Here is a 12,189-nt window from a genome sequence, read left to right as displayed (position 1 = left end):
CCCTTAAAATTTGGGAAACAAAGACCAAAAAAATAGAGGGGAAATTTTTAACCCTGTTTGCTGATTTATCCAATAAAGGAAGACGGCAGGCCTTTAAAACTTTTTATCATGAGTACATTGAGAAACAAAGTGCAGTTGATCGGAAATGTAGGGCAAGACCCTACCATTACAGACCTTGACAAAGGGAAACGTGTGGCAAGGTTTACCATGGCCACCAATGAACATTACAAGAACTCCGAAGGGGAGCGCATCACCAACACCGAATGGCATACCGTCATCGGATGGGGAAGGATCGCTGACATTGTCGAAGGATTTGTGACCAAGGGCAAGGAAGTGGCCATCGAAGGGAAATTGACCTCCCGTTCCTATGAGGACAAAGAGGGTAACAAGCGGTACGTTACCGAAGTAGTGGCCAGTGAGATTTTATTGTTGGGCGGTGGTGATAACAATACCGCCGAGTAAAATGGATAAGGGGTGTCCACCTTTTTGGGCATCCCTGTCTTTTTCATCCTTAACACATTTGAAATGGAACACCGTGTCAATGAAATACAGATCAGTTATCGGGAAAAGCTCAGCACCCTGAAATCCCTATCCATGACCAACTCCAACGAGGTGGCGAATCTATTGTTCCAAAATTGGGACAACAAGACCATCGGCCTACACGAAACCTTTAAGATCGTGCTGCTCAACCAGTCCAACAAGGTCAAGGGTATCTATCCATTATCCCATGGGGGTATAACGGGTACCATGGTGGATCTGCGCATCCTTTTTGCCATTACCCTAAAAACCCTTTCCGTGGGGATCATCTTGACCCATAACCATCCCTCGGGTCAACTCAAGGCCAGTTATCAGGACAAACAATTGACCCAAAAGATCAAAGAGGCGGCACAGCTTTTCGATGTCAAGGTATTGGACCATATCATCCTTGCGCCTGATGGTCGGTATTACAGTTTTGCTGATAATGGAATTCTTTAATCCAAATCCGATGAAAGTGTATCTTGAAATGACCGATCTAGAAATAGGGTCGGAACTGCAACATGATCTTGGGGATTTTCCCGATGGTTTTGACCCTAGCCTTTATGATTTATAACAATGAAATTTTTAAGCATTGAATTATGGTCTATTTGAATTTTACCAATCTCGATAGCGAAACCCAGGAACGTTTGCTTTCCGTTTCCAAGGAAGATGTGGAAAGTCGTTCCGGGACCGAATTGCGCCAATTTGCCAAAATCATGCCATGGACCATGAGATTCAATTGAGGCCTGCCCTGAGCGGAGTCGAAGGGAAGCCATGCGAAATCTATACAATTATGATTTTGTGTTCAATATGTAAAACCCAAAACACAACATCGAAGCCCATCCATTATGATGGGCTTTTTTTATGTTCTGAACCTTGGTTTTTCTATCTTTAAAGGGTTGGTTTTCATCAACATTTTAAGTGCGGAATTCTTTTGCTATGCCTAGCATATGGGTTTGACTTTCCTTGTTCCGTACCTATCGATTTGACTTTTACAGATTAGGCAACTGGGTTCAATTCCTATTGATTTTGACCCATGTTGTGCGATACGATTTGATCCCTTCGGGACAAATCGGAGAAGCAAGAGGGTAGCACGCTGGCGCGTCCTACCGATCTTCAGTGCTCCGCAAGGCCCCTGTTTATGGGGTGTTCGGGGAAATTGAAAATAATGACCAAAGTGGTTTTAGCGTAAAAATGCGCTGAGGTCAGTAAAATCAAGGAATTTTTAAGCTAAAAATGGATAAAGGATACGAAAAGGAACCGTTTCGGACCGTGTGCATCAAAGTAACAGTGCTCCAAAAATTCAAAGGATTTTCCAAACGACAAGGGAAGTCCCATTCCATGACCTTGTTGGCCATGGTGGAGTTTTTTGAGCACAACGGGATTTCCCCAAACGAGCGGATGTACGAGACCATTGCCAGCCTCAAATACCTGATCAAACGCCGCTTCAATGCCATGGTCGCCATCATGCGCAGCATCGAAAAGGAACAGACCCTGCCCACGGTCAGTATGATCCAGGCACTCTTTGAACAGGAGCTGGCATCCGATGGGGAAGCATGGGACAATGATTTCGATTTTATCGAACAGCAATTGACCGAGACCAAAAAGCCCACCGATATGGAACCCTATGATGCCGAGGTCACCGTTCCCAAAATCCGCTACGATCGTCTGGAAGAGCGGTACGAGGAACTCAGGGCAGACTTTGCCTATGTCCTGGACCATGTGAGTCTGTTCCACAACCGATTCGGAAAGGACCATTTAAAGTTGGACCTCAATGCAGGGGCCCTAGAAAAATACCGCACAAAACTTAAAAAGCCATAAGCATGTACATCGCCATCACACGACAACATTTGGGGGACAATTTTCGGGGCAGTGTCCGCGACTTTGTCCGATACCTCGATAAGGAGAACGAAGGCAAGGCCCCAGAGCTGCAGGAACTATATTTCAACCACAAGGAGAACGGGATTGACGCCGAGCGGGCCATTGCCGAGATTGATGCCAATACCGCCAAGCTCAAGCAAAGGGAACCCAAGTTTTATTCCTTAGTGGTCAGTCCCTCCCAACGAGAGCTCAAACACATCGGGGATGATCCTGAGAAACTGAGACACTATACCCGTGAGGTCATGAAGGCCTATGCGGCCTCCTTTTACCGTGACCAAGAAGTCACCGTCAAGGACATCCTGTATTTTGCCAAGCTGGAGCGGGAACGCACCTATTCCGAGAAGGACCGGGAGGTAAAGGAAAACCAAGCCTCGGCCAGCAAGATCTTGGAACTGCAACACCGGATCAGAGCCATCAAGGAGGGCAGGAGGACAGGTGACATTACCAAACTCCAAGAGAAAATCAAGGCCTTGGAGGCTGAGGCACCCCATAAACAGCAGGGCAAACGCATTGTTCCGGGGATGGCCAAGGAAGGCTACCAGAGTCATGTCCATATCATCGTGAGCCGGATGGATGTGACCAATTCCCATAGCCTTTCCCCAGGGTCCAAGTTTCGCACCTCGGAAACTATCCTCCATGGACAGACCATCAAACAGGGCTTTGATCGGGACAAATTTTTTCGGGCGGCTGAAAAGACCTTTGATGCGCAATTTGGCTACCGGCGGAACTATGTGGAGACCTACCACGCAAGGAACGTACTCGATAAAGACCCCAAACGGTTTTTCTCTGCCTTATTGGGATTGCCCACCAATGAACAACAGGCTGCGCGACAGCTCTTGTTCAAGGCAGGTATAAATCTTCCGAACATTCCGACCAATAAGGCTCAATTGGCCCACAGGGCAATGATGCAACTCAAGAAAGGAATCGGAAAGGTCTTGGAATCAGGTTCGATAGGAATTTAAATCATAGTGTAATGGGACATATGAATTGGTTGGAATGTATACTGGGTTTGGTACTTGGAGGAGGGATTTCGGTAGTGGCCAACAGATATCTCAAGTATGGGTTTGTTTATGTAATTGCAGGTCTAGTGGTAGTGATTGTATCCATAGGATGGACCTTGGGTTCGACTGTGCTTTTGGAGCAGTCGATGGTCTTATGGCTCCCTTTGTTTTTTGCGCATACTGTCATCTATGGTCTGGTGGATTATTATAAGGATTCCATGAAATCATCCAAGGTGTTCGAGCTAAGGTTGAAGGTCAAAGGGAGGGACCTCGTACTTGGAAACATCCGTAGAGGGATTTCGGTTATGGCAGCTGCGGGGAGTGGAAAGACCGAAAGTGTCATCTATGGTTTTTTGGAGCATTTTAAGAAGCAGGGTTTTTCAGGGGTCATCCATGATTACAAGGATTTTGAGATCACCGAAATGGCCTTTCAACTATGGATGGACCAAAAGTTGCCCTTCCGGATCGTTTCCTTTGGACCCATATACCATAGGGTGAATCCCATTGCGCCACGATATCTACCTGATGAGGAAAGTGTCCATGAGGTATCCCGGGTCTTGTTGGAGAACCTGATGGAGCATAAGGATTCGGATGGGAACAGTACCTCCCGGTTCTTTAAGGATGCCGCAGAGGGGCTGATCAGCGGATTGATATGGCGGTTGAAAACGGATTACCCGGACTTCTGTACCCTTCCCCATTTGATGGCACTTTACCAACAATTGGGTATCAAAAGCTTGATCAAGTTTTTGAGGGGGAACCTTACTTCCCGAGCGATGGCAGATGCCTTTATCAGTGGGGTGGGGTCGGAACGGCAGACCGCCGGGGTTATGAGCACCTTGGCGAATGCCATCAAAAAGATCAGCACTCGAAAGATCTTTATGGTGTTGTCCGCAGATGAGATCCCTTTGGACATCAACAATTCAGAGAATCCCTCGGTCATTGCCCTGGTCAACAATCCGCAAAAGGATGCTTCCCTCTCCCCGGTGATCGCCACCATCATCCATACCATCACCAAACAAATGTCCATCCGGCAACGCATGCCCTCCTTTATGCTCTTGGAAGAGGCCTCAACTATACGGCTATTGAACATGCACCGCATTCCGGCCACCCTTCGGAGTTATGATATTGTAAGTGTATATGTCCTACAGGACAAGGTGCAGAACGATATGATGTATGGGGAGAAGGCCAGTAAAGCTATTTTGTCCAATCTATCGTATCAATTCTTTGGAAAGGTCAACGACCCGGATACAGCACGTTATTATGAGCGGTTTTTTGAACTGGTAAAAATGCCTACCCGCAGTGTGAGTAAGAGCTCGGGATTAAGCCTCGAACGGCGTATCACAGAAGGGGAGCGGGAGGTGTCCAAACGTAGGGCCGAGGTATTCTTTCGGCTGAAACAGGGCGAATTTGTGGTGTTTGCCGATGGGAAGGATCGAAAGGTGCTATTTCAAAAACCAGAGATTGAACGAGGCTTGCCCAAACCATTGGAATTTTCAGAACGGGATTTGGAAGAACATTACCTTAAAGTACACAAGGAAGTAAGTTCCATGTTCCAAAGAACCTGATAGAACAGTGGAGTTTTTCAGTTATGCAGAGGTGTCCAGCTTTAACATGTGGTGAATGGATTGCCCCTCAATGGAAATGTCATTTCTGGTTTCTCAAAGGCAGTGAAATTAAGCTGTTCAGCGGTTGGTATTCTCAGGTGAAAAGAAATGTTTCTGTGTAATTAGTTAGAGGGTCTGTTCCGCTTCCAATCTCGTTTTTCCCTTTTTAACCGTTGGGATTTTTGCTTTTTTTCGTCTTGGTTTTTATCGGAGTCAAAGCATACGGAGAATTCGGCCAAAGGGGTTCCTTGTCGGATCATTAAACCATTATAGGGACAATGGTCATAGCCACAATCATGTTTGGAATATGTACCAAAATTACGGTGCTTGATCTGTTTCTTCTTTAAAATATCTTGCTGGTTTTCGCGTATGATGCGCCACAGGTTCAATTCATCACCTTTGGTGAGCTGTTCCCCCAAAGTGGATATCTCGAAATAAGTCTGTGGGTCTTTGAGCTGTAAAAATTCAAAGGTTTTTTGAAAATATTGGTGGGCAAAGTCACGGATTTCCTGTTTTTCTTGCAAGGTCAGGTTTTGGTTTTCCAAAAGGGAACGATAAAGTCCCAAGGTATTGAAATCGGAATATTGCTTGTGATTTTCAATGATGGGCACATATTCTGATAGGGTCAGCTGGTTGAAGGGTCTGTTTATTTTCATGGTAGGGTCTTTAATAATTACTATTGACTGGTCTTCCGGCGTACCATTCCTCTTCCAAGGAATAGGAAATCAACCAGTCCAACTGCTCGGGGAATAGTACTGTATCGGCATGCCAAAAATTAAAGAGCTCATCTTCAGGGATGGAAATTAGCTCTTTCCAGGATAATTTTAGGACGCATGCATAGCGCAAGTAATACAGATAGACATCTTGTTCGTCCAAAGACAAACTGTCCCCGGCCTTTTGAAGGCTTGCTTCTCCCTGGATCATGGGAATCGGCGGGACATAGCGTAGCGGATGGACACTGGGATATTGTTCAAACAATTTCCCTAACCTTTCAGTCTCTTGTGTCCCCTGGAAGTGGGCATCGCACATAAGGGAGGAAACCTTGGTCAAGTCCAACAGGTAGGGCACAATCGCCCTGTCCGGAATATATAGCCCAGATAGGATATATTGGACTTCCCATCGGTCCAAAACTGAGGTGATTTCCTTGAACGGTTCTATGGAATCCTTGAAAAAAGCTTTTGCCCTCAACTTCAACTGTTGGTTTTTTTTCAGGTCTTCCAATTTTTTACGGTCAAATATCATATCCCTTTAGCAAGGTTTGGTATAGGGTCTTTCCAGTCTTTGGTGCTCCAAACGGGGAACACTCCCCAACTAATTGTTGTCTCAATGGGTCCGGTCACTTTCCAATTTGGTTTTTAGGGTCTTTAGTTGGTATTGGTCAATGGCCCGGAAAAGGGATTTTCTACGACCACTTCGTATCGGAAATAGAATCTGGGCTGTGGTCCCCTCCATCTGTGACCTATCGATCTGGCCTGTATTTAAGTTTTTGTGTACGGACACTGTTCTATGTACCATAGGAACCCCGCCCTTGAAGTCCATCAGTAAAAATAGGGATTTGGGAAAATCTGAAAAGTAATGGGGATGATCGTAGACCAGTTGCGCTGATACGATTTCGGTTTCCGGTTGGTCCAAGGCGATGGTCTCTTCCACATACTGTTCGGAACCCTCGTTCCCGAAGCGATCTTGTAGGGACGTGGCCAACACAATCAGCGTATCCGTGACGGATATGCGTTCCAGTAAAAAGGTATTGTAGTTGCTTTTTCCCAATTGGATGAAGCCATTTTTTCCCTCAAAATAGCCAGCTTCCTTTTGCAAAAGCCCAATGAGCTTTCCCCATTCCTTTTCTTGGGCCATAAGGTCCCTGCCCCAAAGACAGAGCCATAGAAAAACTAGGATTCGCATAGTTCTCATTTGGGTTCCAATTCCTTTATCTGTTGGTTCAAGCGTTTGATATGTGCCACGAGTTCGGAAATCTGTTGGTCTTTCTCCTGCAATTGCCGTCTGTAGTCATCCTCCATGTTTTGCCCCAGTGCCTTGCTCTCCATATACATGGCTTGGAGATGGGTGTATTTTTTGGCACAGGTGCAACCAGTGGCACATAGACACAGCATAAAGATCAGAACGACCGACTTTATTTTTGGGTAGGTTTTGGTTCCCATATCCATCCATTTAAGTTTGTAGCTGAAAATTTTTATTTCTATACCGAGTTTATGGTTTGTAGATAGTGAAGTATTTTCCATTTTCTTTGACACTTGCCTCTCCGTTGCTAAATGCATGGGCCTCGTCATATTTTATGGGAATTACCAATTGCCCTTTTCGATTCATATACCCATACTTCCCGTCCTTTCTTACCGTGACCAATCCCTCGGAAAAATACCCAATTCTATCGTATTGGGGAGAGACCAATTCTTTACCCGATGTATCGACCAATCCATATTTTCCATCAAGCTTGACAATTGAAGTGCCTTCAGAGAAGCCCCATGCTTCATCGTATTTTATGGGGATGACTTCTTTGCCTGTACGATCTATAAAACCATAATAACCATCTTTTGAAACAGCGGCCAGTCCTTCATGAAATTGACTTCCCCTATGGTACGATGTAGTCAATACCTCTTTTCCCGTAGTATCGATATATGCAGCCGTCCCTGTATCCCAATCGCCCACATGAACGACGACCAACCCTTCAGAAAAAAGAACATCCTCCACATTTTCCAGAAAATCACCATAGAGCATGTATTTAATGGGTGTGATTTCCTTTCCCTCCCTATTGACCAAGCCATATTTATCGCCCATATTTACCCATGCAGTTCCCTCATTGAAGCGGTAGACCCAATCGTATTTTAAGGGGGTTATCTCAACACCTTGTTTATTTATATGTCCATACTTATCGTTGTTGGCCACTACGGCCATACCGTCTAGGAAATAATAGGCCTTATCATATTTTAAAGGAATGGCCAGCTTTCCGGTCTGGTCTATATAGCCCCATTTTCCATTGGAGGAAACCGCGGCCAACCCTTCTTTGAAGTCCAAGATCTCGTCATAACCACTTTGGGCGTTCAATTGGACAAAAAGTCCTATCAACATTGTTGTGGTAAAAAGTATTTTGCTCATTGTAAATTTATTTGGTTAAAAAATTCTTCTTTTATTTCAAGGCAGTCCCAGGCGGATATTTGTAAAAAATGGCCGATCCTCCCAGTGTTGTATACATAATTATAGCCCTTTTCCATTTTTATCTATGAGGAACCATTTTCCGTCCAGCTTTACCTTGGCGAAGGGCCCTTTAAAAGGTCCGTGATCATCATATATCAAAGGGATGACTTCCTTTCCGGATGTGTCAATGAACCCATATTTGCCATTGATGGACACTGCTGCCATACCCTCGTAAAAACTATAAATAGTGTCATATTTGAAAGCGGTCAGCTCTTTGCCCACTTTATTGACCAGTGCTTTTTTATTATTCTTGGTCACAGTTGTAAGACCATTTTTGAAATAATGGACCTCGTCGTAGACCAATGGCACCGTTTCCTCCCCGGCAATGTTCACAAATCCCCATCTATGGTTTAACATGACTGCGGCCATATCGTTTGCGAAAAAACTGATCTCGTCGTACTTAAATGGGGTCATCTGCCATCCGGTGGGATCGATCAAGCCCCACTTGCCATTTAGTTTTACCTTGGCAATGCCCTCTTTAAAATCTTCGGCTTCCTCATACTCGGGTGGGACGACCTCTTTTGCCGTTTTGTCCACATAACCATATTTTCTGCTTTGTTCACTTTGGATCACGGCTAGGCCTTCAGGGGTGAAACTCCCCACATAGTGATATTTATCAGGCTTGATGCCCTGTTCCAATTGCATTCGTATTTTTTGTGTTTCCTCTTCCTTGCGGACCCGTTCACGTTCAGCGGCCGCCTCGGCTTTTTTTTCCCTACGGATCCTTTCCCTCTCGGCGGCTTCCGCCTGTTCCCTTTCCCGGCGTTCGATCTCGTCCGCATAGGATTTCAGGTCGGGCAGGATTTCCATGATCTCGATGTACATGGAGGAAGAGGAGGAAGGGTTTTGATCAAAGAACCGTTTTACATGCTGGTTGGCTTCCTTGTATTTTTTTGTCTTGTAGTAGTTCATCACATAGAGGAACTCGACTTTGGAATAGGTTGAGCCCCTGAGGTATTCGGATACTTTTTGCAAATAGTCCAGGGAGGCCGCAAAGTTTTTGTCCCCATACTCTTTTTCTGCCCGTGAAAAATAGCTCTTGGCCAGTTCGCTGTCATTTTGGGCATAGGAAGCAGTAAGGGATATGATCAAAAAGAGAAAAGAAAATTGGTGCTTCATAGGTCAATGGTTGATACGTTCAACGACCACTTCTCTCTGGTGGTCAAAATAAATGTCCTTGGTAGTGTGGAGCCTTTCGTCCAAAAAGATGTAGACCGTGGCCTTGATGCCAGGGGTATTGGAATAGTTTACAACGCTTATGGTATATTCCCCGCTGATCATGTGCTCCACACTGATGTTCTCCGGCCCATAGGCCTGGGTATTGTCCACGTCCAACACCGCCAGTCCCGTATTTTTGTTCCCGTAATTACAATGCCCATTATTAGGATGTGTCAAATGTAGGTCGATATCGGCGTGTCCGTTCCACGTCAGCGTGGTCCTGAGCTTTACTGGCTTCCCGGAGTAGTTCACGACCACTTGTTGTTCATTGAGGACGGTTTCCCCATGGCGGATCTGGAAACGGACATTGTTGGTGCCCGCCTTGAGGACCAGTTTTCCCCGGAATTGGCCATCGGATGGCAATAACTGCTGTTCGATACCATTATAGAGCACGACCCCGGTGAAGCCATCACTCTGTATATTGTACTTGGCAGCAAAGTCGATCACATTGGTCTGGCTCGTGGAGCCGTTTCTTGGGGCGATGATATCCACCTGTAAACGGTCCGATGACCAAAAGTCATCATCAGTGGCCTCCTGATGCCCTCCATCGGAATCCCAAAAATCGGAATCGCCATGACCGACAGGGTCTTCATCGGACCAAAAATCATCCTCATCTTTTTCGCTTTCTTGCTCCTCCTCTTCTTCTTCTTCTTTCTTTTCCCTTTTCAGGTACTCCCTGGCAATGGATTCCAGTTGGTATCCCCATTCCAAGGTCTTTAAGGATGCCCTTACCTCCAGTTCATCCACTATCTTGTAGATGTTCTTGAACCTGCGGTCGGCATTTTCTTTTTCCTCTGCGGACAGGTTGCCATATTCGGCCGGGGAGTAATTGAGCACATGGTAGTCTGCCACACTTGAAACCCCACCGAGATAGGTTTGCTTGTCCCTCCATTGGATGAAGTTGTTCCAATTGGGGCTTCCGCCAATGATGGATCCCGCTATCTTTTTTCCACTGGTACCGAAGAGAAGGTTGCTGTCGGATACCTCATAGACAAAAGTGCCCAATAGGTTGTAGACCCTATAGGACTGCCCGGCCCTTTTTACCGAGCCCCCATTTTGTTCGAACAAACGGGGTTCGTTGGGCAGGCTTCCTGGTTTGACGCTTGCCGAGCCTCCCTTTGCCTTTCCGTACAGTACCACATCGGCCCGGGATGGTTTTACCGCTTGCAGTTCCTTGACCAGGTCTGGATATTTGTCCAGTTCGTATTTTGAAATGGAAACGCTCTTTCCATCGACCTTGACCGTAAACCGATCATTGGCCTCCCAGGAGAAGGAATAATTCTCTACAGGTTCCCCCATATAGGTTGTCCATTTGATACCGATCTCAAAGGATTTCATGTAACCGGAAGGATCGTCGGATATCACAAGGGAAGATGCATATCCCTGATAGGAATGGTCTTCCCCTTTTTTGAGGATGGTTTGGGAAGTACCGATGGTGCCCAAAAGCAGAAAAGCGATCAATGGGATTTTATCCAATAGGATACCAAGGTAGGTAAAGGTGTGGGGGCTGATATGCAAGATGGTACGGTTCACTAGTGGTATGGGCCATATTGGGCATGCAATTATGGCTTCCTAAAACTTCATTTTTTCTAAAGGTCTAAGCTATTCATTGGGCATCTTTTAAAAAATACCCTGTGGAGGGTATTTTTTATGGGTTATTTTTCAAGATTCCCAATATTTGACGTTAGAGATTCAGTAACCCCCGTTGAATGAATAAGCACACGCTCCAAAAGGCCACTGATATTTGGAAGGAAATTGGCCAGCACAAGACCCCTCAGGAACTACATATAGAGATGGATATCTACAAAAAGATACTCAATCTCTTCCAGGTGGGCGATTATTGTTATTTCATCTTTAGTCCACCACAAATGAAGATGGAATACCAGAATGAGTCCATTACAAAATTGTTGGGCTATACCATGGAGGAATTTACCTTGGAAAAATTTCTGGAAGCGATCCATCCCGATGACCTGGTCACCTATCTGGACTTTGAAGCGGCCATAACCGATTTTTGGGGAAACCTTCCAACGGAAAAAGTATTCAGGTATAAGACCAGATATGATTTTAGGATCCGGTGCAAGGATGGACAAATCAAAAGACTTCTACAGCAGGTCGCGGTAATCCAGAGCGATGAGGAAGGGGCCGTACTCCGGACCTTTGTGATCTTTACGGACATCACTGATTTGAAACAGAGCAATAAAATGGTGTTGTCCATCATAGGGCTTGAAGGCGAACCATCGTATTTTGATATCCTGCCTGCTGAAAAAGGCACATCACAGAAGAGCCTACTTACCAAAAGGGAAATGGAAGTTTTCCGGCTACTGGTCGATGAGTGCCAAACTACCGAGATTGCTGATATCTTGAGTATAAGCCCGCATACGGTCAGTACACACCGAAAGCGTATCTTTAAAAAAACGCAGACCAGTTCTGTGCTTCAGTTGTTGAAGTTCGGTTTGGAAAAAGGCTGGGTCTGACAAATTCCTTTTTCAATAACGTAAAACGACCACGGTAGCTCTATCCGAAGCCTGTGGATTTGTTAGCTAACTTCCTTCCGAATAGGAAAGGATTATGCTTTTGATCCCATTCCAAAATACGATTTGCTTTACTTTTGACGACTTTATGGAACCATTGCCACAAAGTTAAAAAAAGTTCGACGGTCTGATTTCGTGACAGGATTCCTAGTGGATAGGGCGGTCAATGTATACCACCTGCGGCGGATGAAAGTGAGCAGTGCAAATCAAGTGCACGAGATCGACTCA

At 45.5% G+C, this 12,189-nt stretch carries 14 protein-coding genes; 7 read left to right on the top strand and 7 right to left on the bottom strand.

What is annotated here, in order from left to right; all coding sequences use genetic code 11:
• Positions 1 to 108 precede the first annotated feature (108 nt).
• The 6 genes from DB398_RS10865 to DB398_RS10840 all read left to right on the top strand — a co-directional run bounded on the left by DB398_RS10865 (position 109) and on the right by DB398_RS10840 (position 4,963).
• Positions 109 to 462 carry a single-stranded DNA-binding protein gene (locus DB398_RS10865; RefSeq protein ID WP_108424597.1) on the top strand — a complete coding sequence of 118 codons (354 nt, stop codon included), beginning with the start codon at positions 109 to 111 and terminating at the stop codon, positions 460 to 462.
• A gap of 63 nt (positions 463 to 525) precedes the next feature.
• Positions 526 to 975, top strand: a complete 450-nt coding sequence (locus DB398_RS10860) for a JAB domain-containing protein (protein ID WP_108424422.1) — start codon at positions 526 to 528, stop codon at positions 973 to 975.
• Between the two features lie 140 nt (positions 976 to 1,115).
• Positions 1,116 to 1,259, top strand: a complete 144-nt coding sequence (locus tag DB398_RS10855; RefSeq protein WP_234416217.1) for a hypothetical protein — start codon at positions 1,116 to 1,118, stop codon at positions 1,257 to 1,259.
• 493 nt (positions 1,260 to 1,752) lie between these two features.
• Complete coding sequence (locus DB398_RS10850; RefSeq protein WP_108424421.1) at positions 1,753 to 2,337, top strand: BfmA/BtgA family mobilization protein; 585 nt, start codon at positions 1,753 to 1,755, stop codon at positions 2,335 to 2,337.
• A gap of 2 nt (positions 2,338 to 2,339) precedes the next feature.
• Positions 2,340 to 3,359: a MobB family relaxase gene (gene mobB / locus DB398_RS10845; RefSeq protein WP_108424420.1), complete on the top strand. Its 1,020-nt coding sequence runs from the start codon at positions 2,340 to 2,342 to the stop codon at positions 3,357 to 3,359.
• 11 nt (positions 3,360 to 3,370) lie between these two features.
• Complete coding sequence (locus DB398_RS10840) at positions 3,371 to 4,963, top strand: type IV secretory system conjugative DNA transfer family protein (protein ID WP_199913384.1); 1,593 nt, start codon at positions 3,371 to 3,373, stop codon at positions 4,961 to 4,963.
• 161 nt (positions 4,964 to 5,124) lie between these two features.
• Here DB398_RS10840 and DB398_RS10835 read toward each other — a convergent pair whose 3' ends face one another.
• The 7 genes from DB398_RS10835 to DB398_RS10805 all read right to left on the bottom strand — a co-directional run bounded on the left by DB398_RS10835 (position 5,125) and on the right by DB398_RS10805 (position 10,963).
• Positions 5,125 to 5,658 (bottom strand): hypothetical protein, encoded by a 534-nt coding sequence (locus DB398_RS10835; protein ID WP_108424419.1) that lies wholly within the window; start codon positions 5,656 to 5,658, stop codon positions 5,125 to 5,127.
• Positions 5,659 to 5,668: 10 nt separating this feature from the next.
• Entirely contained in the window at positions 5,669 to 6,244 is a 576-nt protein-coding gene (locus DB398_RS10830; protein ID WP_159076395.1) for a hypothetical protein, read from the bottom strand.
• A gap of 81 nt (positions 6,245 to 6,325) precedes the next feature.
• The gene (locus DB398_RS10825; RefSeq protein WP_159076394.1) at positions 6,326 to 6,904 is read right to left on the bottom strand and encodes a hypothetical protein; all 579 of its coding nucleotides are present in this window, start codon (positions 6,902 to 6,904) and stop codon (positions 6,326 to 6,328) included.
• 5 nt (positions 6,905 to 6,909) lie between these two features.
• On the bottom strand, positions 6,910 to 7,161 hold the full coding sequence (locus tag DB398_RS10820) for a hypothetical protein (protein ID WP_159076393.1): 252 nt from the start codon (positions 7,159 to 7,161) through the stop codon (positions 6,910 to 6,912).
• Positions 7,162 to 7,210: 49 nt separating this feature from the next.
• Positions 7,211 to 8,113 carry a WG repeat-containing protein gene (locus tag DB398_RS10815; protein ID WP_108424415.1) on the bottom strand — a complete coding sequence of 301 codons (903 nt, stop codon included), beginning with the start codon at positions 8,111 to 8,113 and terminating at the stop codon, positions 7,211 to 7,213.
• A gap of 99 nt (positions 8,114 to 8,212) precedes the next feature.
• Entirely contained in the window at positions 8,213 to 9,331 is a 1,119-nt protein-coding gene (locus DB398_RS10810; RefSeq protein WP_108424414.1) for a WG repeat-containing protein, read from the bottom strand.
• A 3-nt stretch (positions 9,332 to 9,334) separates the two neighbouring features.
• A complete protein-coding gene (locus tag DB398_RS10805; protein WP_108424413.1) occupies positions 9,335 to 10,963 on the bottom strand; it encodes a YfaP family protein in 1,629 nt (542 codons plus the stop codon).
• 176 nt (positions 10,964 to 11,139) lie between these two features.
• Here DB398_RS10805 and DB398_RS10800 point away from each other — a divergent pair, with 176 nt between their 5' ends.
• The gene (locus DB398_RS10800; RefSeq protein WP_108424412.1) at positions 11,140 to 11,904 is read left to right on the top strand and encodes a LuxR C-terminal-related transcriptional regulator; all 765 of its coding nucleotides are present in this window, start codon (positions 11,140 to 11,142) and stop codon (positions 11,902 to 11,904) included.
• Positions 11,905 to 12,189 lie beyond the last annotated feature (285 nt).

Source organism: Flagellimonas amoyensis (genome assembly GCF_003058265.1).
Lineage (GTDB): Bacteria > Bacteroidota > Bacteroidia > Flavobacteriales > Flavobacteriaceae > Flagellimonas > Flagellimonas amoyensis.
Note: the sequence above shows the minus strand (reverse complement) of the source record. Positions and strands in the feature narration are given on the sequence as shown.